Origin of the sequence: Marinomonas transparens, assembly GCF_016463975.1 — a bacterium.
GTDB lineage: Bacteria > Pseudomonadota > Gammaproteobacteria > Pseudomonadales > Marinomonadaceae > Marinomonas > Marinomonas transparens.
Genome location: NZ_JAEMNX010000011.1, coordinates 58,036 through 82,922, shown reverse-complemented (window position 1 = coordinate 82,922; position 24,887 = coordinate 58,036). Strand labels below are relative to the sequence as shown.

Annotated in this window: 21 protein-coding genes; 8 read left to right on the top strand and 13 right to left on the bottom strand. The window is 42.5% G+C overall.

Features of this window, described 5'->3' with window-relative positions; all coding sequences use genetic code 11:
- Positions 1 to 80: 80 nt before the first annotated feature.
- Together aspS and I8J31_RS10895 are read right to left on the bottom strand one after the other, a co-directional pair.
- Positions 81 to 1,853, bottom strand: coding sequence for an aspartate--tRNA ligase (gene aspS, locus I8J31_RS10900; RefSeq protein ID WP_199468593.1), 1,773 nt, complete (start codon positions 1,851 to 1,853; stop codon positions 81 to 83).
- A gap of 176 nt (positions 1,854 to 2,029) precedes the next feature.
- Positions 2,030 to 2,521, bottom strand: a complete 492-nt coding sequence (locus I8J31_RS10895; RefSeq protein WP_199468592.1) for a GreA/GreB family elongation factor — start codon at positions 2,519 to 2,521, stop codon at positions 2,030 to 2,032.
- 197 nt (positions 2,522 to 2,718) lie between these two features.
- On the opposite strand from I8J31_RS10895, the gene I8J31_RS10890 reads away from it, so the two are divergent.
- The gene (locus tag I8J31_RS10890) at positions 2,719 to 3,156 is read left to right on the top strand and encodes a MarR family winged helix-turn-helix transcriptional regulator (RefSeq protein ID WP_199468591.1); all 438 of its coding nucleotides are present in this window, start codon (positions 2,719 to 2,721) and stop codon (positions 3,154 to 3,156) included.
- Between the two features lie 10 nt (positions 3,157 to 3,166).
- Positions 3,167 to 3,907, top strand: coding sequence for a siderophore-interacting protein (locus tag I8J31_RS10885; RefSeq protein WP_199468590.1), 741 nt, complete (start codon positions 3,167 to 3,169; stop codon positions 3,905 to 3,907).
- A gap of 72 nt (positions 3,908 to 3,979) precedes the next feature.
- On the opposite strand, the gene cysN is transcribed toward I8J31_RS10885, so the two are convergent.
- From cysN to I8J31_RS10870, 3 genes are all read right to left on the bottom strand, one after another.
- Complete coding sequence (gene cysN / locus I8J31_RS10880; RefSeq protein ID WP_199468589.1) at positions 3,980 to 5,593, bottom strand: sulfate adenylyltransferase subunit CysN; 1,614 nt, start codon at positions 5,591 to 5,593, stop codon at positions 3,980 to 3,982.
- Between the two features lie 14 nt (positions 5,594 to 5,607).
- Entirely contained in the window at positions 5,608 to 6,513 is a 906-nt protein-coding gene (gene cysD, locus I8J31_RS10875) for a sulfate adenylyltransferase subunit CysD (protein ID WP_199468588.1), read from the bottom strand.
- 212 nt (positions 6,514 to 6,725) lie between these two features.
- Positions 6,726 to 7,676 carry a hypothetical protein gene (locus tag I8J31_RS10870; RefSeq protein WP_199468587.1) on the bottom strand — a complete coding sequence of 317 codons (951 nt, stop codon included), beginning with the start codon at positions 7,674 to 7,676 and terminating at the stop codon, positions 6,726 to 6,728.
- A gap of 157 nt (positions 7,677 to 7,833) precedes the next feature.
- Between I8J31_RS10870 and I8J31_RS10865 the strand changes: the two genes are divergently transcribed.
- Positions 7,834 to 8,418, top strand: a complete 585-nt coding sequence (locus I8J31_RS10865) for a Fe-Mn family superoxide dismutase (protein ID WP_199468586.1) — start codon at positions 7,834 to 7,836, stop codon at positions 8,416 to 8,418.
- Positions 8,419 to 8,469: 51 nt separating this feature from the next.
- On the opposite strand, the gene I8J31_RS10860 is transcribed toward I8J31_RS10865, so the two are convergent.
- Positions 8,470 to 8,913 carry a tellurite resistance TerB family protein gene (locus I8J31_RS10860; protein ID WP_199468585.1) on the bottom strand — a complete coding sequence of 148 codons (444 nt, stop codon included), beginning with the start codon at positions 8,911 to 8,913 and terminating at the stop codon, positions 8,470 to 8,472.
- An 18-nt stretch (positions 8,914 to 8,931) separates the two neighbouring features.
- Positions 8,932 to 9,387, bottom strand: coding sequence for a DUF6942 family protein (locus tag I8J31_RS10855; protein ID WP_199468584.1), 456 nt, complete (start codon positions 9,385 to 9,387; stop codon positions 8,932 to 8,934).
- A 132-nt stretch (positions 9,388 to 9,519) separates the two neighbouring features.
- On the opposite strand from I8J31_RS10855, the gene I8J31_RS10850 reads away from it, so the two are divergent.
- The 4 genes from I8J31_RS10850 (at position 9,520) to I8J31_RS10835 (ending at position 12,806) form a co-directional block, all read left to right on the top strand.
- Positions 9,520 to 9,996, top strand: coding sequence for a YeeE/YedE family protein (locus tag I8J31_RS10850; RefSeq protein WP_438941493.1), 477 nt, complete (start codon positions 9,520 to 9,522; stop codon positions 9,994 to 9,996).
- 13 nt (positions 9,997 to 10,009) lie between these two features.
- Complete coding sequence (locus I8J31_RS10845; RefSeq protein WP_199468582.1) at positions 10,010 to 10,426, top strand: DUF6691 family protein; 417 nt, start codon at positions 10,010 to 10,012, stop codon at positions 10,424 to 10,426.
- A gap of 269 nt (positions 10,427 to 10,695) precedes the next feature.
- Positions 10,696 to 11,862, top strand: coding sequence for a type III PLP-dependent enzyme (locus tag I8J31_RS10840; protein ID WP_199468581.1), 1,167 nt, complete (start codon positions 10,696 to 10,698; stop codon positions 11,860 to 11,862).
- Positions 11,863 to 11,972: 110 nt separating this feature from the next.
- Complete coding sequence (locus I8J31_RS10835) at positions 11,973 to 12,806, top strand: MOSC domain-containing protein (protein ID WP_199468580.1); 834 nt, start codon at positions 11,973 to 11,975, stop codon at positions 12,804 to 12,806.
- Between the two features lie 100 nt (positions 12,807 to 12,906).
- Here I8J31_RS10835 and I8J31_RS10830 read toward each other — a convergent pair whose 3' ends face one another.
- On the bottom strand, positions 12,907 to 14,493 hold the full coding sequence (locus tag I8J31_RS10830) for an ABC-F family ATPase (RefSeq protein WP_199468579.1): 1,587 nt from the start codon (positions 14,491 to 14,493) through the stop codon (positions 12,907 to 12,909).
- A gap of 279 nt (positions 14,494 to 14,772) precedes the next feature.
- Here I8J31_RS10830 and I8J31_RS10825 point away from each other — a divergent pair, with 279 nt between their 5' ends.
- Complete coding sequence (locus I8J31_RS10825) at positions 14,773 to 15,261, top strand: cyclic nucleotide-binding domain-containing protein (RefSeq protein WP_199468578.1); 489 nt, start codon at positions 14,773 to 14,775, stop codon at positions 15,259 to 15,261.
- A 77-nt stretch (positions 15,262 to 15,338) separates the two neighbouring features.
- On the opposite strand, the gene I8J31_RS10820 is transcribed toward I8J31_RS10825, so the two are convergent.
- The 5 genes from I8J31_RS10820 to pepN form a co-directional block, all read right to left on the bottom strand.
- Positions 15,339 to 15,689 carry a RidA family protein gene (locus I8J31_RS10820; protein ID WP_199468577.1) on the bottom strand — a complete coding sequence of 117 codons (351 nt, stop codon included), beginning with the start codon at positions 15,687 to 15,689 and terminating at the stop codon, positions 15,339 to 15,341.
- A 107-nt stretch (positions 15,690 to 15,796) separates the two neighbouring features.
- Positions 15,797 to 16,405, bottom strand: a complete 609-nt coding sequence (cobO, locus tag I8J31_RS10815) for a cob(I)yrinic acid a,c-diamide adenosyltransferase (RefSeq protein ID WP_199468576.1) — start codon at positions 16,403 to 16,405, stop codon at positions 15,797 to 15,799.
- A gap of 103 nt (positions 16,406 to 16,508) precedes the next feature.
- A complete protein-coding gene (gene metH / locus I8J31_RS10810) occupies positions 16,509 to 20,243 on the bottom strand; it encodes a methionine synthase (RefSeq protein ID WP_199468575.1) in 3,735 nt (1,244 codons plus the stop codon).
- Positions 20,244 to 20,389: 146 nt separating this feature from the next.
- Positions 20,390 to 22,045: a coiled-coil domain-containing protein gene (locus tag I8J31_RS10805; protein ID WP_199468574.1), complete on the bottom strand. Its 1,656-nt coding sequence runs from the start codon at positions 22,043 to 22,045 to the stop codon at positions 20,390 to 20,392.
- A 198-nt stretch (positions 22,046 to 22,243) separates the two neighbouring features.
- Positions 22,244 to 24,877, bottom strand: coding sequence for an aminopeptidase N (gene pepN / locus I8J31_RS10800; protein ID WP_199468573.1), 2,634 nt, complete (start codon positions 24,875 to 24,877; stop codon positions 22,244 to 22,246).
- Positions 24,878 to 24,887 lie beyond the last annotated feature (10 nt).

The window sequence follows — 24,887 nt, the reverse complement described above, 5'->3', positions numbered from 1 at the left end:
AATCAATCGGTCTCAAGATCTAAGACAATAAAAAACCCCTAAAAACCTAAGTCATTAGGGGTTTTATCAAAAGAGTGACATTAACCTTCTACAACAGGTTTTCTTACTCTAATGCTTAGTTCTTTTAATTGCTTTTCACTTACTTCACCTGGTGCCTGAGTTAACAAACAAGTAGCACTCTGCGTTTTAGGGAAAGCGATAACATCACGGATAGAGCTAGAATCAGTCATTAACATAACTAGACGGTCTAAACCGAATGCCAGACCACCATGTGGCGGCGCACCAAATTTCAATGCATCCAATAAGAAGCCAAATTTCTCTTCTTGCTCTTCTTCGCTGATGTTTAGCAATTCAAATACGGTTTCTTGCATCGAAGACTGGTGAATACGAATAGACCCACCACCCAGTTCAGTGCCATTCAAGACCATGTCATAAGCTTGTGACAAAGCCGTTAATGGATTGGCTTTAAGCTCTTCTGGAGAACAAGAAGGCGCAGTAAATGGGTGATGGATAGCAGTAATACCGCCATCACTTGTCTGTTCAAACATTGGGAAGTCAACCACCCAAAGTGGCGCCCATTTGCAAGTGTAAAGATCCATGTCTTCACCTAGCTTGCAACGCAATGCACCTAGCGCTTCGTTAACAACTTTTTCTGAGTCAGCACCAAAAAAGATTAAGTCACCATCTTGCGCGTCAAGACGCTCAAGCAAGGCCGCACGCACTTCAACAGGCAAGAACTTAACAATTGGGGACTGCAAACCTTCTTCAAGGTTGGATTTATCATTGACCTTGATATAAGCCAAGCCTTTTGCACCGTAAATACCAACAAACTTAGTGTATTCATCAATGAGTTTACGAGTCAGCGAAGCACCACCCGGTACTTTTAATGCGGCAACACGACCTTTAGGGTCTTTTGCAGGACCAGAGAAGACTTTAAAATCGACCTCAGCCATTAAGTCAGAAACCGTCACAATCGTTAATGGAATACGCAGATCTGGTTTGTCACTACCATAGGTTTCCATGGCTTCAGCATAAGGCATACGTGGGAAAGTCCCCAGATCCACATCCATGAGCTCTTTAAATAAGCCAACAATCATGTCTTCTGTCATCGCCATGATTTGTTCTTCACCCATGAAGGAAGTTTCAATATCTACTTGAGTAAATTCAGGTTGGCGATCAGCACGTAAATCTTCATCACGGAAACATTTCGCGATTTGGTAATAACGATCAAATCCAGACACCATCAAAAGCTGCTTAAACAGCTGTGGAGACTGAGGAAGCGCAAAGAAGCTACCTTGCTGGGTACGACTTGGTACCAAGTAATCACGCGCACCTTCCGGTGTTGCGCGAGTCAGAATGGGTGTTTCAATATCAAGAAAGCCATTATCATCTAGGTAACGACGTAATACAGACGTTACTTTAGAACGGAACCGCATCTTCGCTTGCACTTCTGGACGACGCAAGTCGATGAAGCGGTTCTTTAAACGAATATCTTCACCAACGGATTGGTGCTCATCAAGCTGGAATGGTGGTGTTTGGGCAGCATTCAAAATTTCAAGATCAGTCCCTAAAACTTCGATTTCACCTGTATTCATATTTGGGTTAACTGTGCCCTCAGGGCGAGCTCGAACCAAACCATTTAACTTAACAACAAACTCATTACGAACGCTATCTGCCAAAGCAAAGCTTTCAGCACGATCTGGGTCGAAAACAACCTGAGTAATACCTTCACGATCACGAATATCTAGAAAGATAACGCCACCATGGTCGCGACGGCGATGAACCCAACCGCATAAAGTGATTTCTTGTGAAATGTTAGAAGCATTTAACTCGCCGCAATAATGGCTGCGCATAATTTCTTTCCTATTACTGTCTCAGTAAGAGAGTGATGTGTTCTTTAATCGCCTTCTTGTTTTCAACCATTTCAACGTAGCAAACAAAAAAACAGAATATTTTAAGGCAAAGCATTATATGCGAACACAGATAGACTCTCTAGAGCCAGAGAGAAAATTGTTTATCTGAAATAGCTTTAGCTTACAGCGACTACCTCATAGTCAATTTGCACGCCTCCTTGAAGCAAAGTAATTTCATCCCCTATGTTTTTGCCAATTAATTTTTTTCCAACTGGGCTCGATGTGGTCACCAAATAAATGCTTTGCTCCCCCACCTTAACCGTCAAACCTCCAGCACAAGGCGATACAAAAAAGTATTTGCTGCTAGGTGTAGTGAGATTTAGCAGTTGAAGCTCAACCAAAGTCCATATTCCAATTGCAGCATCACTTTCAAGTCCTATGCATTCTTTCCTGTCATAAATAAGCCAATCCGCTTCACATTCAAGTACACGCTGGGATTGTCCATGGGCCAAATAAGAAGCTTCTAAGCCAAACGTGTCGTATTTATTCTCAGCGACACTTTCCTCGTTCGTCGCTGCACCATGAGCCTGTTGCGCGGCCAATTTTGCTGTTTCAAAACGCTTTAACAAAGCATTTGTTATTGCTTCCTTTACCCTTCTCTTATTCATAAATCTAGACTTCAGCCACTCATTATTTCCATAGTAGCTTGCATTGTAGTGATTCGACTGACAAAGCAAAGTCAAAAGAACACTTTAAGCATGAAATAAGAAATGAATGAGCCTTTAAATGATTTACTTGATTCTCGGTTGACTTAGTCAACCAAAAACTATAGATTGATAACCATTCTCATATGAAGGTGATAATTGTGACAGATAAGCTTGGCGAAGCCCTACATAAACTCATACATAGCTATAAAGGCAAAATGAAACAGACTGCGATTGAGTCAGGCATTATCGTGCCGTTCGCCCATATCCGCGCACTGAAATGCATTCAACATATTGAGGATTGTAGTGCGACCGATATATCAAAACGATTGGGGCTAGATAAATCCCAAGTAGCACGCATTATCAAGGACTTATTAAATGATCATTACATTGAAAAAAAACAATCTCCAAACAACCACCGAAGCCAACTATTAAACCTAACTGAGGCTGGCATTGAAATAATGGATAGGGTTCAACAAGTAGACAAAATCACCCGCAAAAAAATGTCAGAAACATTAACAACGGAACAAATAGAAAATTTTATTAGCACTGCAGAAACAATGCTGAAAAACTTAAATAAACCAACAACCCAAGATTAAGGAATCAAAAATGAGCAGACCACAACCGAGAGAATTTACCGTGATTCGCAAAGCACAAGTAACACCTAACATGCTTCGCGTAACATTAGGCGGTGAAAACGTAAAAACAATTGCTGAAGGTCAGGAAGGCGGCTACGTTAAGCTCATCTTCCCAAATGGTGGGGGTAAACCATTAATGCGGACTTATACTATTCGCAATCAAAGCACTGAAGAAATCGATATTGATTTTATGCTCCATGAAGACGGCGGCCCAGCTTCTACTTGGGCCCAACAAGCGCAGGCAAATGATACTATTATTATCGGAGGTCCAGGCCCCAAAAAAAACACCGACGCTTCGTCTGATTGGCAACTATTGGTTGGCGATATGACGGCCCTACCTGCCATTAGCGTCAATCTAGAAGAACTTCCTGATAATGCTAAAGGCTATGCCGTTATAGAGGTCGTCTCAAAAGAAGATATTCAGCCATTAAAACACCCAGCTAATATAGAAATAAAATGGGTCATTAATCCACACCCTGGAACAGACGCAAACGCCATACTAGAGGAAGTAAAATCTCTTGATTGGTTGGATGGCGTGGCTTCTGTCTGGGCTGCCTGCGAATTTAATAGCATGAAAGCACTGCGTGATTTCTTTAAGAAAGAGAAAGATGTCTCAAGAGATAACCTCTATATTTCTAGCTACTGGAAACTGGGCGTCAACGAAGATCAGCACAAGATAGCTAAACGTGACGACGCCGAGCAAGCTCTCTAAAAATTTATTAATTTATATATAAAAAAAGCCAGCTAAGTAGCTGGCTTTTTTCGTTTTGCTCATTCACGTCTTTTAAAGACGAAGACTTTCAACAATTTGTTCAATCACATCGTCTATTGATGCCTCAGTAATTTCAGAGTCTGCAATGGCTGCATCAGCAATTAATAGCGCCACACCAGTTGATCTAATCAATGCCGCTTCCGCTGCTGTTGCATTCGCTTTCACCAAGACAACAACACCTTGACGCAATAATTGGCGCTCTAGAGCATCACCTTGCTCAAGTATCCCTGTAGGTAAAGCAATCACCGCAGGTTTCTGACCAAGACGAGCCGCACGGTCTTCAGCACTAACCACAGAATCTTGATCAAGATCCGCAACGGCTTCCTCAACCATACCAGCACCAACAGTGACGTTGGTTAAACGATCTATAATAATCAAAGCACCCGTTAAACGACTATTTTGATATTCATCAAATACCACTGGTGCATCAAATTCAATAATACAATCACCAATACCATTTAATTCAAGAGCATCTATAACGCTATGTTCAAGCGTATTAACATCAATACGGTGATTAAAGTGGTGCACTTTGCCGGGTACGGTTTGTGTGCCCAACTTAAAGTCGTACAACTTACCTGGCACCAATGGGTGATCGGCCATCCAAACAATAGAAGCACGAAGCGTTGCAGCAATAAGAGGCTCTTGATCTGGGTGTGACAACATATCACCACGACTGATATCAATCTCATCCTCTAAGGTAATAGTCACCGCTTGCCCCGCCTTTGCAGATGCAAGATTGCCATCATAAGTCACTATTTCAGCCACTTTAGATTTCTTACCTGAAGGCAAAGCGACAATCTCATCGCCCGGCATAACAACGCCTGCGGCAATAGTTCCAGAGAAACCACGGAAGTCCAAATTTGGACGATTTACATACTGCACAGGAAAACGGAAAGCATCCCTTTTTACATCGCGGTTAATTTGCACTGTCTCTAAAATAGCCATCAAGGGCAAGCCCTTATACCAAGGCGTACTTTCAGAAACATTTACAACATTATCACCACGTAGTGCCGACATAGGAACAAATTGAATATCTTCGGGCTCGCGTTCAGCCAGTTGCTTGGTAAAGGCAAGGTAGTCTGCTTGAATTTCATTGTATTTCTGTTCAGAAAAATCAACCAAATCCATTTTATTGATAGCCACAACGACGTGCTTAATACCCAATAATGCAGCAATATACGAATGGCGACGAGTTTGAGTCTGAACACCGTAGCGGGCATCAATTAAGATAATAGCAAGGTCACAAGTGGATGCACCTGTCGCCATGTTACGGGTGTATTGCTCGTGTCCAGGTGTATCAGCAATGATGAATTTACGCTTTTCCGTGGAGAAATAACGGTAAGCCACATCAATGGTAATGCCCTGCTCCCGCTCAGCCTGAAGCCCATCCACTAGTAACGCGAGGTCAATTTCTTCACCTTGTGTGCCGGATTTTTTACTATCACGCTTAACAGCATCCAAGTGATCTTCATAGATCAGTTTAGAATCATGCAGCAAGCGACCAATTAAGGTACTTTTACCATCATCCACGTTGCCACAGGTAAGAAGGCGAAGCAGATCTTTTTCTTCATGTTGTTTCAAATAACCAAGTATGTCTTGGCTGATCAATTCTGACTGGTGAGACATTCTTTACTCCAAACTTAGAAATAGCCCTGTTTCTTCTTCTCTTCCATGGATCCTGAGGAATCATGGTCAATCATTCGCCCTTGGCGCTCTGAACTGGTGGTTAGCAACATTTCCTGAATAATTTCAGGCAAGGTCGCAGCATCAGATTCAACCGCCCCCGTCAGTGGATAACAACCCAAAGTACGAAAACGAACGGATTTCATTTCAGGTACTTCACCGTTTAATGGCATACGATCATCATCAACCATGATTAAGGTTCCATCACGTTCAACAACTGGTCGTTTCGCAGAGAAGTAAAGAGGAACAATTGGAATACTCTCTAAGTAGATGTATTGCCAGATATCTAGCTCAGTCCAGTTAGATAATGGAAAAACACGAATGCTTTCGCCCTTATTTACTTTGCCGTTGTAGGTATTCCACAATTCTGGACGTTGGTTTTTGGGGTCCCAACGATGTTGCTTGTCACGAAAAGAATACACGCGTTCTTTAGCACGAGATTTTTCTTCGTCACGACGGGCACCACCAAAAGCGGCATCAAAGCCATATTTATCGAGCGCTTGTTTTAACCCTTGCGTTTTCATCACATCAGTATGTTTTGAGCTGCCATGGGTAAAAGGACCAATGCCTTGATCAATTCCTTCTTGATTTTGATGAACAATAAGCTCTAAACCAAGCTTGGCAACCAGCTCATCACGAAAACGAATCATTTCTTTGAATTTCCAGCCAGTATCAACATGCATCAAAGGAAATGGCGGTTTGCCTGGATAAAATGCTTTCATAGTAAGATGCAGCATAACAGCAGAATCTTTACCAATTGAATAAAGCATTACAGGGTTATCGAATTCAGCAGCTACTTCACGAATAATATGAATACTTTCGGCTTCTAGCTGTTTTAAGTGTGTCAGTCTTGCCTCTGTCATAATTTTCCATCTCTGTTGTAAGGCTTCAGCATTTTCAAAAATTATAACATGCCTTTAAGTTATAAAAACCAAACCATCTAGACTTTAGTTGCATATGTATATTAAAAAAGCTTTATAGATAAAGCCTCTATAAACATATAGTAAACGTCTCTGAGGCGTATTTCAGGCATTAAAAAGGCCGAACAATCGGCCTTTTTATATAATGCTAATTTTTACGGCTGAGCATTGAGCTGTTGCTCCAGCATAAGCTGATTAATTTGCTTACGTAAACGAATGATCTCAGCATTAACCTGAGTTCTAAATGCATCGCTGGAGTTAATCGCATCCTGATGCTTACTTAGAGTACTTTGCACATCCGCTAATGCCGTATCATTCACAGTATCAACTTTTGTATTCTCCGCAGCAGCGGCCACTGCGTTTTGAAGATTAGCAAGGTCTTTCGAGAGTTGATCTAAGCTCGTTTTCTGTGCTTGATATTGAGCTGCTTGGTTGCTGACCTTTTGATCCGTTGATGCAAGCTGCTTGGCTTGTATCTCCTGAGCTATCGTTAATTGAGAAAGTCTGTCAGGTAGCGGTTCTACTTTTTCTTCTAAGGAAGCAACCGATGGAATCAGCTTGTTATAGCCTGCCTCAACATCATTAAACGCATCACTTTGAATGGCAATCAGCTTAGATTGAGTAGAAACGGAATCTTTAAGACTTAATAGCTTCTTATCCAACTCGCTGGCCACGGATTTATTAGCAGCAATCGCCTTACGATTCGTATCATAGGAGACTCCCCAGAGCTTACGAATCTCACTTTCATGCTTCTTAAGAATCTCTTCTAAGGTTTCCCCTTGTTTATCAGCGGACACGTCTGCAGCAAGTAATTGATGATCCAAATTTTTGATTTCACTCTTTGCGCCATACAGTTCATTGCGCAACTGCATATTTTGTAGCCACAACCAATAACCGACTCCCATAGAAGCCGATAGTATGAGCATCAATAATAAATAAACCCCAGTTAAGCTAGTCTTTTTATGTACGACCGTCGGAGCATGGGCAGGTCTTGTCGGAGAAGGGGCGGTCCGAGTTTTTTCGGTTTTTATACTAGGGCGTCTTTCACTGACTTCATCTTGATCTAACGTCAGGCTTGGAATCTCAACATCGTCGTCTCTTTGCATGGATTTTTACATCTTCGCTATAAACAAAAATTATGGAACTTGGCGTCTAGCCATACTTAAATAATATTATCTTAATAAGTTCGGTGCTACTATATAATCACCATTAACTGCTTGATAACAAGCATTTTTCGTTAATTAAAAAGCAAGGAGAATTGAAATGGCTTTTGAATTACCCGCTCTTCCTTACGCTAAAGATGCACTTGAGCCTCACATGTCTGTTGAGACCCTTGAGTACCATCACGGCAAACATCACAACACTTACGTTGTGAAGCTAAACGGTCTGGTTCCAGGATCTGAATACGAAGGCAAATCTCTTGAAGATATCATTTCTTCAGCTCCTGCTGGCCCAGTGTTTAACAACGCGGCTCAAATCTGGAATCACACTTTCTTTTGGAATAGCTTAAGCCCAAATGGCGGTGCAGAGCCAACGGGTGCTCTAGCGGATGCGATCAACGCAAAATGGGGTTCTTTTGCAGACTTCCAAGCAGCATTCAATGACAAAGCCGTTAACAACTTCGGCGCGAGCTGGACTTGGCTAGTCAAAAATGCGGATGGTTCTTTAGACATAGTCAACACAAGTAACGCTGGCACGCCCATGACTAATGGTCAAACAGCGATCATCACTGTTGATCTATGGGAACACGCTTATTACATTGATTATCGCAATGTTCGTCCTGATTACCTAAAAGGCTTCTGGGCACTCGCTAACTGGGAATTTGCGGCAGCAAACTTCGCAGCTTAAGTTTTCATACTTAGACCAGTCAAAAAAACGCGGCTCATGCCGCGTTTTTTCTTATGTGCTTTTCATTTCACCCTGGACTGCTAACTTGGCCTGAATAAACTCTGAATGAGGCATAAATAGCAATTCACTAATTCTTCTAATTCGGTGATCCTCATAGGCATCAATATTGCCATCCGCTAAAGCAACGCGCCACAAGCCTTTTAACAACTCCATCTTTTGTTCAAGCGAAGCGGCTTCATTAATCACTTTAGTAAACTGATAAAGGTCATTTGCCTCATCAACACTAGAAAATGCCTCTTCATATAAAGCATCAATATCGTCACCAAGATCTGTTACTTCATTAAGAAAGCTTTTTACTTGCGCTACTTCGTTCACATCGACTTGATGGTCAGCAAGCATAACCTCCATCATTAGGGCTGCGACAGCTCTTTGATAGGATATTTGCTCACCCTGCTCTACTGGAAGAATAAAAAGTTTTTTTAATGCCTGTAACATGAAATCTCCAAAGCTGTTTTATATGCACTCACGGAGTGCAGCAATTAAGATATTAGGGAACTGTCGATAATCTAAATAAGGACACCAAATTCTATCCGTCGCCACATAAGCGAGCTGCTTACTTCCCAGTACTTCAAATGTTCCTTCTATAGGTAGCACCTCTCGAAAGCCATTGCCGACAATAAATGTCTTTCCTCTGGCTTCTTTTAGCTGATCAACAGAAAAAACAATCGCCGTCTGTTTAAATAATTCTTTATCACGATAGTCTCGCCAATGACTCTCCATTGGAACGACAAGCTTCGCCATAATGGTAAATATTTTACGCCAATGATTACCGTTTAATTCGGTTAAAAGAGCCATATCAGGAAAGTGTAAATACTCTCCGACATAGTCATCAGGTAACACTGGCTTGTTAGGTAAGAGAAAAATAAATTGCGCTGTAGCAGGCGTAGCGCCTAGCCAAAGATGTCCCATCTGATCTCCTCAATATATACCAAGAGTATCCTGATATCATGGTAATTGTCAGTCTCCTAATGGGAAAAGACAATGAAAATAATAAGCTTCTATTAGAGAGTTACCTTTTTCTACAAAAATCACCGCCATAATATTAGTATTTACTTATATACATGTATTAAACTACCCAAAAGATCATACCCTTCAAATATAAAACGCATAGGAAACAAAATGGATTCAATACTCAACCCATTGGTAGGTGGCCTTTTGATTGGGCTTACTGCAACTGCTTACCTTTTAATAAAGGGAAAAATACTGGGAATTAGCGGCATCCTTACTCAATTACTTTTTACTCGAAAGCGCTGGATACCACTATTATTTCTGATTGGGTTAATTATTGGTGGCGGCGCTTACGGAACGCTAACCAACCAAACAGTTGCCTTCCCCGATGATCGCAGCCCATTACTCCTAATAATATCAGGTCTGTTAGTTGGCTATGGCACTAGACTTGGTGGTGGCTGTACAAGCGGACACGGTGTTTGCGGTATATCGCGGCTTTCGCCACGCTCTATTGTGGCGACACTTACATTTATGCTCACTGCGATTATTACCGTCGCCCTGACAAAATAATAAGGATTCCAATATGTATGCTTTAGTGGCACTTATTTCCGGCTTAGTATTTGGATTAGGCTTAGCCTTCTCTGAAATGACCAACCCAGCTGTGGTGCTTGGTTTCTTAGACATTTTTGGTGACTGGAACCCTTCTTTAATGATTGTAATGGCGAGCGCTATTGCTGTTGGTATGATTGGCTACACCATCAAAAATAAACGCATCAAGCCTTTGTTAGCGGATGACTGGCAGATACCAAGCCTACGACATATCGATAAAAAGCTCATCATTGGCTCAGGGCTGTTCGGTATCGGCTGGGGGCTAAGTGGCTATTGCCCGGGGCCTGGATTAACCGCCTTAACCAATAACCCGTCTGAAGGTTTTTACTTCATTACAGCACTTATCTTAGGCAGTGCCATTTATCAGTTACAAAACCGCATTAGCCATTGAGCGCTTCTTACAGAACACAGCAAAAAACAGAGACCTAGAATGGCCTCTGTTTTTTCTTAACAGGACAAAAAAAACTTGACGTTAAAGCCTTACGGCCTTAAGTTTCTCCCGCGTCATTGCTGAACATAATCCGCACCGCTTCAACTGCTACGCTCGTCGCGTAAGGTCATTGTTGACCAAATTCGTAACAGCTAAATAAGTAGGATGGAGAAAGGTAAAGGCGCTTTTACTTAAATCGGCTTATGTAAGTTATATAGGAATAATGCGCCATGTCTACTGACCTTCATTCTTTTTACTCTCCAGAACGCTTTGCACGCTTTAAAGCCTTTGCAGATACCAAAGAAACCCCTTTTGTTGTTATCGATACTCAGATGATTGATGAAGCTTATACCGAGCTTACCTCTGGCTTTCCTATTGCCGATATTTTTTATGCTATCAAAGCGAACCCCGCCCCAGAAATACTCACTCTGCTTAGGGATCGTGGGGCAAGTTTTGATGTCGCTTCTCGTTATGAGTTAGATAAATTGCTGGCCATTGGCGATGTATCCGCTGACCGAATAAGCTACGGAAATACCATTAAAAAAGCCAAAGATGTACGCTATTTTTATGAAAAAGGCGTACGTATGTTTGCAACTGACTCAGAAGCAGATTTGCGCAACATTGCAAAAGCAGCCCCAGGCTCACGTATTTATGTACGCATCCTAACTGAAGGTACAGTTACCGCAGACTGGCCTTTGTCGCGCAAATTTGGTTGTCGCCCAGACATGGCAATGGACCTGCTTATTTTAGCAAAACAACTTGGTTTGATTCCTTACGGCGTTTCCTTCCATGTTGGCTCTCAGCAACGAGACATAGGCGCATGGGATGCCGCGATTGCCAGTGTTAAAGTAATTTTCGAGCGCCTGAAAGAAGAAGATGATATTGAATTACAAATGATCAATATGGGTGGCGGTTTCCCTGCGAACTATATTGCTCGCACTAATGATCTCGCGACCTACGCTGAAGAAATATCTCGCTTCCTTGAAGAAGATTTTGGCACAGAACTGCCTCGTATTATCTTAGAACCTGGACGCTCTTTGATATCCAATGCAGGCATTCTTGTCAGTGAAGTGGTATTAATTTCTCGTAAATCAACCACAGCGTTAAACCGCTGGATATTTACCGATGTAGGCAAATTCTCTGGCTTAATAGAAACGCTGGATGAGTCTATTAAATACCCTATTCATGTCGATAAAGTCGGCGAATTAGAAGAAGTTATTATCGCCGGACCAACTTGTGACAGTGCCGACATAATGTATGAAAATTATAAATATGGCTTGCCGCTAAATTTAGCGATTGGCGACCGTATGTACTGGCTGTCGACTGGCGCCTATACCACAACCTATAGTGCCATTGAATTTAACGGCTTCCCCCCTTTAGCTTCCTACTACTTGTAAATAGTCATAAGTGATAACACGAAAGTCCCATAGCATCACGTTATGGGACTTTTTTATTGGAAATAAAACATCACTAAGCAATAATAAGACTTAATCGAAAAGGAGTCTTTGTGAGCAACTTCCTGAGCGCCATCACTATCTACCCCGTTAAATCCATTCAAGGTATTGCCCTACAAACTAGCCAAGTTGAAGAAATTGGCCTCTGGGGAGACAGAAGATATGTACTTGTTAAACCCAACGGTGAATGCATTACTGGACGAAAGCACCCTACACTTACATTAGTGAAAGCAGAATTGATTGACGCCAATACATGGCTATTTTCACACCCTAATATAGCAAGTACACTAATACTCACTTCTGATGCTTTTTCCAACGAACACAAAGACATAGATATTTTAGGTAGTTCTATGCATGGACAACTTGTGTCAAAAGAAGCAAATGAATGGTTTAGTCAGGTTGCTGAAGAAGAAGTAATGATGGTTTTTTTAGGTGAAAAATCAAAGCAATTCCGAAGCCGTAGACCTAATGTTCCAATTGCTTTTTCAGATACCCATCCATTTCTATTAACGACGGAAGCATCCCTTGTCGCTCTTAACCTCAGCTGTCCTGAACAAATCCAAATGGCACAGTTCCGCCCCAACCTAGTCATCAAAGGCAATCAGGCATTTGAAGAGGACAGCTGGAAGCGAATCAAAATTGGCGAAGTAGAGTTTGAAAATGTCGGCCCTTGCGAGCGCTGCATCTTTACCACCCTTAATCCAGATACTGCTGAGCGCAGTAATAAAGGTGAGCCACTCAAAACATTAGCCAAGTTTCGTTTGCTCGATAAAGGCATTCATTTTGGCCTTAACCTAGTCACACTCAATAGTGGGAAGGTTAATGTCGACGATACAGTAGAAATTTTAGAGTACCAAGAAGCTGATAAATATATGGATAGGCGTTAGTGCTTAGTTAACGGTCATACACAGCAATTAGAACAAAAAAGGGAAGGCTAAATTAATGGCCTTCCCTTTTTTTTACTGGGCGTATTTTAGAAAGTGAAAATTAACTCTCTAATTTAGCTAAATATTCGTCATAAGTACCATGGAAGTCAACGATACCTTTACTTGTCACTTCGACAATACGAGTTGCCAATGAGGAGACAAATTCACGGTCATGACTGACAAAAATCAAGGTGCCAGGGTAATGATCTAAGGCTAGGTTCAAGGCTTCGATCGATTCCATATCCATATGGTTGGTTGGCTCATCCATAATCAAAACATTAGGTTTTTGCAACATGAGCTTGCCAAACAACATGCGCCCTTGCTCACCACCAGACAATACTTTAACCGATTTTTTAATGTCATTTTGTGAGAATAACAAGCGACCTAGTGTACCGCGAATAACCTGCTCATCATCAGCTTCTTGACCCCATTGTGCCATCCACTCAATCAGGCCAACATCTTTCTCAAATTCATGGGCGTGATCTTGAGCGTAGTAGCCAATATTCGCGTTCTCAGACCATTTCACTTCGCCTTTAGTTAGCTCCGTATCGCCAACCAAACATTTAAGCAGGGTAGTTTTACCAATACCGTTTGGTCCGATAACCGCTATACGCTCACCGACTTCAACCATCATGTTCAAACCACTGAACAATTGCTCATCATAAGATTTAGCCAAGTTTTCAACCTGAACGGCTTGGCGATGTAGCTTCTTCTCTTGCTCAAAACGAATAAAAGGACTTTGGCGGCTAGAAGGTTTGACTTCCTCAAGCTGAATCTTATCTATCTGCTTAGCGCGAGAAGTGGCTTGCTTAGATTTTGAGGCGTTAGCAGAGAAACGACTAACAAACGATTTCAACTCGTTAATTTGCGCCTTTTTCTTCGCATTATCCGATAATAAACGGTCACGAGCCTGAGTCGCTGCGGTCATGTATTCATCGTAATTTCCTGAGAATAGACGCAACTCACCATAATCCAAATCCGCCATATTGGTACAAACAGAATTCAAAAAGTGACGGTCATGGGAAATAATAATCATGGTGCAATTACGTTCAACCAAGACCCCTTCCAACCAACGAATCGTATTGATATCCAAGTTGTTGGTTGGCTCGTCAAGCAGTAAAATTTCGGGATCGGAAAACAAAGCCTGCGCTAGCAATACTCGCAACTTAAGGCCCGGAGCCACTTCGCTCATCAAGCCATAATGCTGTTCCGTTGGAATGCCAACCCCTAGCAACAGCTCTCCAGCACGAGCATCGGAAGTGTAGCCATCCATTTCTGCGAATTCAGCTTCAAGGTCGCCAGCACGTAAGCCGTCTTCTTCGGTCATATTAGGGTTAGCGTAAATCGCATCTTTTTCAGACTTGATCGCCCACAATTCGGTGTGCCCCATGATGACAGTATCGATTACCGAATATTCCTCATAGGCAAATTGATCCTGTTTCAATTTACCAAGACGCTCATTTGGATCTTTAGAAACATTACCAGAACTTGGCTCTAGATCACCGCCTAGAATTTTCATAAATGTGGACTTACCACATCCATTTGCACCAATCAGACCATATCGTTTACCTTCAGCAAACTTTACAGACACATTCTCGAACAAGGGTTTGGCACCAAATTGCATGGTGATATTAGCAGTAACTAGCAAGGCATTCTTCCGCTTATATAGGGTAAAGGGGTAGCTTGTTTAACAAGCCGACATAAATTTTCGCCATTATCGCACAAATCCTTCAAGGTCTTTAATAGTGAAAGGCATATTGTGTAGAAAAAACCTTGCACAACCTTATATATGGACATATATGCTGACAAAACCTCGCAATCGCTTAACAAAATGCAACCACACCTTTGTAGGGAAAGTCCTACACTGTAAACTAAGCAATCAGCTATAAACAAATAAGCAAGACCAGTAACTGGTGGGAGTAACCCCATGAATACCGTACTAGTAAGTGAAGCTGAGTATGACATTTCCCCACAAGAACTTAGAAAAGGCTCTGTGTTCGGCGCGCTATCGGATAAGGCCATTCACTATTTATTAGCAGAAGGCACTATCCATAAAGTCATAACAGGAGATGATGTATTTCATTACGGTGATAAAGGAGACAATTTCTATATCGTATTGCACGGCAGTCTGGACTTTTTCAAACAACACAATAAAAAGACAAGCCATACTCGTGTGGTCAATTTCGGAGAGGCGGTTGGTTTTGTCGCCATGATAGCATTACACGATAGAGTGGGTACGGCCGTTGCTTTAGAAGATTCATTATTATTGGAAGTATCGAGCAACCTATTCAGTGACTTTCACGATGCTTTTCCATTTGATTTTGGTATTTTCTTGCTGAATTTATCAAGGGATATGGCGAGAACCATTACGGCACTAGGTGATGTCATTGTGGAAGCCAAGGTAAAAAACGAATAACAGGCAGTCGCTATACATATCACTGCCTGTTTTACCCACTAGCGGTATTTTTGGCAAAAGCTATTTTTCAGCAGCAACTATTTTTCTGCGGCGATAACAGAAATCTCAACCAAGAGTTCAGCCCTTGCCATACGAGCCTCCACACAAGCACGAGCGGGTGCAAAACCTTCAGGAACCCAAGCATCCCAAACTTCGTTCATAGCAGCAAAGTCTTTCATATCACGAATGTAAATGGTCGCAGAAAGAATATGCTCTTTGTCAGAACCAGCCTGCTCCAACAAGCTTTCCACTTTATCTAGCATGGTCTGAGTTTGCTCTTGAATTCCAGTTAGCGCATCCGCAGCAACCTGACCACATAAATAAATAGTGCCATTGTGTTTCACAATACGGCTCATTCGTTGTTTTGTTTCCAAACGCTCAATAGACATAACTACCCCTTCTTTTTTGAAACTAAATAAAAACACATAATAACAACTAAGGAACAGTGTTTATATCTTTATGTATTCTAACGGATAGAGAATACAACCAATAAAATCTAAAATTCTAGACCTTTCTGTGCCTTAATGCCTATTTTAAAAGCGTGTTTTACTTCTTTAATTTCACTTACGGTATCCGCTAACGCAACTAAAGCTTCTGAAGCACCTCGCCCTGTCACAACCAAATGTTGATTTTCTGGCCGCTGCATTAGAACCTCTATCACAGCATCTTCATTTAGATACTCGTAATGCAGCAGATAAGTCAGTTCATCCAAAACCACAAGGTCAAAACTTGGATCAGTAAGCATCTCAATCGCTTGTGTCCAAGCCTGTTGCGAGGAGGCGATATCAGACTCTCTATTTTGGGTTTCCCAAGTAAAACCTGCTGGCATAATTTCCCAGCGAATACCCTGCTGTTGTTTGAAAAAATCAATTTCTCCTGTATTCCACTCACCTTTCAGAAACTGCACCACACCGACTTTCATACCATGACCCAAAGCACGGGCCACCATACCTAATGCCGAGCTCGATTTGCCTTTGCCATTGCCAGTCAGTAGAACAAATGTCCCTTTATCCTCTTGAGCTTTCGCAATGCGCTTATCAACATGGCTTTTAATCGCCTGCATGCGCTTTTTGTGCTGCTCTGGGTCTTTTATGGTTTTAGCCATTGAGAACCTGCTTCAAATTTAAAGATAAAATGAAAACGCACTGTAGAAATAGCCCTTGAAAAGCAATACTACAATGCGTCAAAAAGTAACCAGAAAAATCTATTTAGATTCGATCATCTTCGGGATCATAGCCTAAATTAGGCGCTAACCAACGCTCAGCATCGTCTTTGCTCATACCTTTACGCTCAGCATAACTGTCCACTTGATCTGGGCCAATTTTACCCACACCAAAATACGTACTATTTGGATTAGCAAAATACCAACCACTTACCGCCGCTGTCGGTAACATGGCAAAGCTTTCGGTAATATCCATATCAATTTTATTTTTCACATCAAGCAAAGACCATAGCTTGGTCTTTTCAGTATGATCAGGACAAGCTGGGTAACCAGGTGCTGGCCGAATACCTTGATATTTCTCCTTGATCAATTCAGCATTGCTTAAGCTCTCATCGGCGGCATACCCCCAAATCTCTTTACGAACTTTTTCATGCAGGTATTCCGCAGTGGCTTCGGCCAAACGGTCAGCAATCGCCTTGATCATAATAGAATTATAGTCATCATGATCCGCTTCGTATTTCGCCACCAATGGATCAATACCAAAACCTGCCGCGCAAGCAAAAGCGCCCATGTAATCTGCAATACCCGTGTCTTTTGGCGCAATAAAATCGGACAGACTATGGTTATATTTTCCTGCTGCCGTTAGTTCATTCTGTATGCGCAAAAAGGACAAGGTTTCGATGACTTCCGAACGACTTTCATCCGCATAAATTTCAATATCATCATGATTAACTTGATTGGCAGGAAAAAGCCCCACTATGCCTCTTGCCTGCAAGCTAGCATTCTCAATAACCTCATCCAACATCTCAAGGGCATCTTTATACACTCGCGTTGCCTCCTCACCCACTACCTCGTCGGTGAGAATTCTTGGGTAAGCACCGGCTAATTCCCACGTTTGGAAGAAAGGCGTCCAATCGATATAAGCTTTCAAATCTGCAAGATCGATGTCTTTCTCGGTTAACACTGTGATGCCTAGATTATTTGGCGTCATGATACCTTGAGAGAAATCAATCGGCGCTTTATTTAGGCGAGCTTTATCCAAGGAAACACGTCGACCCGCTTTTACTCGGTCTTTATGCCGAATACGCGTTTTCTCATAATCTAGCTTAATCTCATCAACGAATTTTTGACGACGCTCCACATCTTTACTCAATAAGGCACTCGCAACACCCACACTACGAGAAGCATTGGTAACATGAACCACTTGGTTACGTTTGTAGTTTTGCTCTACCTTAACGGCCGTGTGAGCTTTCGAAGTCGTTGCTCCACCTATCATGACAGGTAGGTCAAAGCCTTGACGCTCCATTTCCTTAGCAACATGCACCATTTCGTCTAGGGATGGCGTAATCAAACCAGAAAGGCCGATCATGTCGGCCCCCTCTTCTTTCGCGGTGCGAAGAATTTTTTCAGCGGGCACCATGACACCAAGATCAATAATTTCAAAGTTATTACATTGCAAAACCACGCCAACAATATTTTTACCAATATCGTGCACATCACCTTTTACGGTTGCCATCACAATCTTGCCGTTACTAGAGGATGCGGTATCCATATTGCGGGCTTTCTCTTCCTCAATATAAGGCATCAAATACGCTACGGCTTTTTTCATCACACGGGCGGATTTCACCACCTGAGGCAGGAACATTTTCCCAGAGCCAAACAAGTCTCCGACAATGCTCATGCCATCCATCAGGGGCCCTTCAATCACTTCTAATGGTCGAGCATAAGCTTGACGGGCTTCTTCTGTATCTTCATCAATAAACTCCGTAATCCCTTTCACCAGAGCATGACTTAAGCGATCAGCAACAGGTAAACCACGCCATTCTTGGGTTTCTTTTTCTGCCACTTCACCATTGCCTGCAAACTCGCCTGCTATGGCAAGTAAGTTATCGGTTGCATCGGGAGTGCGATTTAATACGGCATCTTCAACGGCATCACGCAGCTTAACTGGAATGTCCTCGTACAAAGCAAGTTGGCCAGCATTGACTATGCCCATGGTCATGCCTTGCTTGATGGCGTGATATAAGAACACAGCGTGAATTGCTTCTCGCACCGGATTATTACCACGGAAGGAGAAAGACACGTTCGAAACACCACCAGATACCTTGGCATAGGGCAATTCGCGAGTGATGTCTCCGGTGGCTTCGATAAAGTCTAAAGCATAACGGTTGTGTTCTTCGATACCGGTGGCGATAGCAAAAATATTCGGATCAAAAATAATGTCTTCTGGTGGGTATCCCACCTCATCCACCAAAATTTTGTAAGAACGTCGGCAAATATCAATTTTACGTTCCCGAGTATCCGCCTGCCCCACTTCATCAAACGCCATGACAATAACGGCAGCACCGTATTTCATTAGTTTTCTGGCCTGCTCTCTGAAGTTGTCTTCCCCTTCTTTCATGCTGATGGAGTTAACCACGCCTTTACCCTGAATCCATTTCAAGCCAGCCTCAAGAATGTCCCACTTAGAGGAATCCAACATGATGGGCACACGGGAAATATCGGGTTCAGAAGCGATCAACTTAAGAAAACGTTCCATGGCGGCTTTTGAATCCAACATGCCTTCATCCATGTTGATATCGATAATCTGAGCGCCGTTTTCCACCTGTTGACGAGCCACAGCAAGGGCAGTATCAAAGTCACCTTCTTTAATCAGGCGTTTAAACATGGCCGAACCCGTCACATTGGTTCGCTCACCCACGTTCACAAATAAGCTGTCACCATCAATATTGAATGGCTCTAGTCCTGATAAACGACAAGCCTTTTCTACCGTTGGAATAATACGAGGCGTGGAGTCGGCGAAGGCGTTAGCAAAGATTTCTATATGACTTGGAGAAGTACCACAGCAACCACCGATGATATTAAGGAAACCGGCGTCTACCCAGCCTTGGATTTCTTCCAACATTTCTTCTGGCGATTCATCATATTCACCAAAAGCATTAGGTAGGCCCGCATTAGGGTGTGCAGAAACGTGAGTATCTGCAATGCGAGAAAGCTCTTCTATGTATTGACGTAAGTCTTTAGGCCCCAACGCGCAATTTAAGCCAACAGAAATAGGCTTAGCATGGGCAATAGAGTTCCAGAACGCTTCGGTAGTTTGCCCTGATAAAGTACGACCAGAGGCATCAGTAATAGTGCCAGAAATCATAATAGGATAACGTACACCGGTTTTTTCAAAATAATCTAGGACGGCATAAATCGCCGCTTTGGCATTCAAGGTATCGAAAATCGTCTCAATAAGGATGATATCTACACCGCCCTTTATCAGGCCATCCACAGAAACCGTATAAGCCTCAACTAATTCATCAAAATGAATGTTACGAAAGCCAGGATCATTAACATCAGGTGAAATGGTACAGGTGCGACTTGTGGGCCCAACTGCACCGGCAACAAAGCGCGGTTTATTTGGGTTCTGCTGAGTAAATTCATCTGCGGCAAGACGTGCTAAGCGAGCCGATTCAAAATTCAACTCATAGCTAAGCGCTTCCATGTGGTAATCCAACATGGAAATATAGTTGGCGTTAAAGGTGTTGGTTTCAATGATGTCTGCGCCAGCAGCAAGGTAGCCAGAATAAATGGCCTTGATAATGTCAGGCTGAGTCAGAGACAGTAGGTCATTATTGCCTTTTAAATCACTTTGCCAATCCGCAAAACGGTCACCACGGTAATCCTGCTCTTCTAATTGATAGTCTTGAATCATGGTGCCCATAGCACCATCAAGAATCAAAATATTTTCAGCTAATCGCTTCTCAATAATAGAATACGAATCGGACTTGACCACTATCACCACCTCAAAAAAGAATATGCAGGCGTACTATACCGAAAAGCTCAACTTTTCTCGTTGAAAATTAGTAATGGGGAATTGAATGATCCGAGGGAAAGGAGTCGCAGAGATAACCTAAAAGGTTACCCCTGCTAATTGCGACATTAGACGATTTCGATATTTTTTTGCTTGTTTAGACGGCCGACAAGGAAACCGCCAAGCAAACCCAATAAAATAGCGCCAGTCCAGTAACCATATTTGTCAAACAAGTTGTTATTTACCAGAGACAAGGTCTCATTGCTTCGATAAACCTGCCTCATGATTTTTTGCTCTTGAAAATTCATTTGCTGAGTAACAGACAAGTTCAACTGGGCCTCCGGTCTTTCATTAAGCCCAGATACTCGCCAACGCCATTGCAAACGACCATTTTGGACTCGTGCACTGACTTCTCTATCACTAATCATTTGAATAGCGCTATCTGTGACTAATTCAGCAATATAGGTCTGACCCGTTAATGCGGGTCGTACATTGGCCGTCACTAGAATTTCAAAGGTATTGTTCAATGCCATTTCATTAGGGAGTTGCCACTGAACATTACGCAATTGCGAACTAATTTGCGATTGTAACGCCTCCATCTCTGCGGCCATGGAGATACTGTCATTTTCCTTCACTTTTAATTCATCAAGCACACCATTAAGGCGCGTCGATAAAGCCTGAAACTCAGCCTGACTGCGAGCTAACTCGGATTCTGCGGCATTCAGCTGAGCGGTCAAAGCGGTGTTATTTTTTTCGGCTAGCACCAGCTTACTGTCTAGGTCTTTCCAACGAGCCTCATAAGCCGCCCCTTCATCAAGGGCCGCTTCTAATCTAAGTGCTTCATTTTGGTATTCTTTGATCATCGCGCGCTGCCCGGCTATCTGCGCTTCTAAATCCGCTAAGCTAACCCGCAAACGAGTATTTTCTTGTGCGTACATGGACTCTTCACTAGGTACAGAGGGAGCAGGTGCAATGATTACCGGATCTGCGGCATTCGCCTGAGGGACATCTACTCCTTGTTCAGAAGCCGATGCGTTCTTATCTGCTGTTTCATTTAAAGCACGAATTCTATCCCATAATACTTGATGTTGAGCCCGCGCATCAGATAAGGCACCACCTAGGATTAAGTTCTCTTTTTTTAATGACGTAAGCCGCTTTTGATTCTTCTCATTATCCGTTTCTAAATTGGCGTATTTTTGTTGTAACGAGGTATTTTCATCCAATAAAGATAAGTAACTTTGCTTAAAGCCATCATCTTCCGAGGTTGGCATTTTCTCTAAACTGGTTATTTGTTGCTTTAGTGAGGTGTTTTCATTTTCTAATTGTGAAATACGACGTTTAAGTAGGTCATTATCAAGTTTCAAGGCAGCATAACGGGACTCAAGATCCTTTCTCAAGGTTTTTTGTTTCTCTAATTCCGCGAGGTTTTCAGCACTATTCGAAGAGGTAGTTTGCAGAGAGGCAATAAGTTGGTCTTTCGCATCCAATTCTTGATTTAGGGAGGCTAACTTAACCTTATTATCAATCAATTGCTGCTCAAGAGAATCAATTTGCGCTTGTTTGGTTTTTATATCATTCCTCAAGGCGCTACTGGTTTCATCATTACTTGCATCGAAGCGGCTTGCATTGAAATTAACTGGCTCATTTTGAGCTGGTGTGTCATTGCTCGCAGGGGGTGCTGGCGTAGCTTCTTGAGCCTGCGTTCTTTGCTCTGATGTAGTGCTACAAGCGGACACCATTAGACCTAAGGCAATGGGGATCAAGATAGCCGTACGTGCTTTCATTTTTCGCTCCTTAATTAAACTCAAGGTCGACAATTAGTTAACTCACCTACTACCACCACTTATGCCAGAATTAAGTATAGATTGCAAAGAAGACGTCAGCTAGATTATTTATTTAGTCCCTAAATAAGTGACAAAAAAATCCCCAAGATACAAAGTCTCTTGGGGATTTTAAAAGCGCCAAAAGATAGCTCAGATAAGCTATGCTAGGCTCTTAGTAATCACTTCATAAACATCTTTTGACAGATCTTCTGCCAAAATACGCTCTAGCTCTGACTTCATTTTCGCACTTAATTCTGGTTTAAGTTTTTTCCAACGCGTCAATGGCGTGCAAAGCCTTGAGGCAATCTGCGGATTACGTTTATTCAGCACTATAATTTGATCAGCCAAAAATTGATAACCGCTGCCATCTTCCTTATGGAATCCTGCCACATTTTGACCAAAGCCACCTAAAACAGATCGGACCTTATTTGGGTTTTTAAGATCAAAAGCTGGATGCGCCATCAAGCCTTTTACAATGGATAAAGCATTGGCATTATCTTGACTTGCACTTAGCATCAGCCATTTATTGACCACCAAGGGCTCTGTTTTCCATTGTTCATAGAAGGCAGCAAGCATGTCTGCTGCTTGATTATGCTGGGAATGAACAGCAATAGACAAGGCAGCAAACTGATCCGTCATATTGTCGGCAGTAGAAAATTGCTCAAACACAGCTTGTTGAGCACGCTCAGAGCTTGCTTCTGCCCAATAAGACAAGGCAACATTTTTCAACGAGCGATGGGCAATATCTTCTGCTACCGCTTGATACTCCTCTGTTACCCTATGCTGCTGATAAATACGCTCAAAATCAGCAGATAACGCTTCGGCTAATAAGGTTTTTAAATAGACACGAGCCTGCTTAATTTCTGCCGGATAAATAGGTGTCGATATTTCAGACAAATAAGCTTGATTCGGCAAGGTCAAAACAAGCGCAACCATAGCGGGGTCTAAACTGGCATCAGCCAATAATGCTTTAAAGCCATGAACCAGTTGAGACTCAATCGCTAAAGTCTCTCCCTTAATCGCCTGAGTAATTAACTGAGAAAGCTCATTCACTGCCAACTGTTGCGCGGCACTCCAGCGATTAAAGCCATCACTATCTGAGGACATCAATAACAGTAAATCTTGAGACGAGTAGTTGTAATCCAACTTAACGGGTGCCGAGAAGCCCCGTAATAGAGAAGGCACAGGGCGAGTTGCCAAACCGGTAAATTCAAAGCTTTGCTCAGCATCTGTTAAGTGCAACACATGCTCTTCTGAAGTCGCTCCGTCAAGGCTCGATGATAAAGACTGACCGTTAGCATCCAATAGACCAATTCGAACAGGAATGTGCAAAGGCAACTTAGTCGGTTGTCCTGGTGTTGCTGGGGTATCTTGTTTTATCGTGACACAATACTTGCCTAACGCTTGATCAAAAGCATCTGTTACAGATAACTTTGGCGTACCAGCTTGAGAATACCAACGCTTGAATTGTGAAAGATCAACCCCCGAAGCATCTTGCATGGCGGCCACAAAATCATCACAGGTAACGGCTTGACCATCGTGACGATCAAAATATAAATCAGAACCGGCACGGAATTTTTCTTCGCCTAACAAAGTATGAATCATGCGCACTATCTCAGCGCCCTTTTCATAAACAGTTAAGGTATAAAAATTTGAAATTTCAATGAAAGATGCTGGACGCACAGGGTGGGCCATTGGGCCAGCGTCTTCCGCAAACTGAGCAGTTCTTAGAAAAGACACATCTTCCACTCGTTTCACCGTTGCCGAATGCATGTCAGCCGAAAAGGTTTGATCACGAAATACAGTAAAACCTTCTTTTAGGCTCAGTTGAAACCAATCTCGGCAGGTGACACGGTTACCAGACCAGTTATGGAAGTATTCATGGGCGACAATGGCTTCAACACGTAAGTACGCATCATCTGTTGTGGTTTCTGGGCTCGCCAACAGACAAGAGGAGTTAAAGATATTCAAACCTTTATTTTCCATCGCCCCCATATTGAAATCGTCTACCGCCACTATCATGAAGATATCAAGATCGTATTCGCGACCATAGGTTTCTTCATCCCAACGCATAGAACGCTTTAACGCTTCCATGGCGTAGTCCACCTTGTCGATATTGTGGCTCTCAGTAAAAATCTGCAATGTCACTTCACGCTGACTTTGCGTGATAAACACATCATTTTTCACCGCCAAATCACCAGCAACAAGGGCAAACAAATAAGCGGGTTTTGGGAAAGGGTCATGCCAAACAACGACTGTTTTACCTTCATCCGTTTTACCGCGCTCAACTTCATTACCGTTTGACAGCATGACTGGATAACGTGTTTCGTCCGCAATAATGGTGGTAGTGAAAACCGACATGACATCAGGGCGGTCTAGGTAATAGGTGATATGACGAAAACCTTCCGCTTCACACTGGGTACAAAACATAGAAGAGGAACGGTACAGACCTTCAAGGCGCGTATTGTTTTGCGGTTCAATGAGGGTTTCGCAGGTTAAAACAAAGCTATCAGCAGTCGCAGTAATAATTAGCTGGTCATCTACCACTCGATACTCTTCCTGCGGCAACTCATAATCATCCATCGCCACACCGATCAATTTAACGTCTGGGCCACCGTCTAAAACCAGAGGAACAGTAGAGGCACCAAAAACGGGGTTACGTCGCATATGCAGGCGAGACGTTACAACGGTAGTTGATTCATCAAGATCAAAGCTAAGTTCTGTTTTATCAATTAAAAAAGGAGGAGCAGTATAGTCTTTCAGATAAATCGCCGAGGGTTGACTCTCTTTCATGTATTCTCTC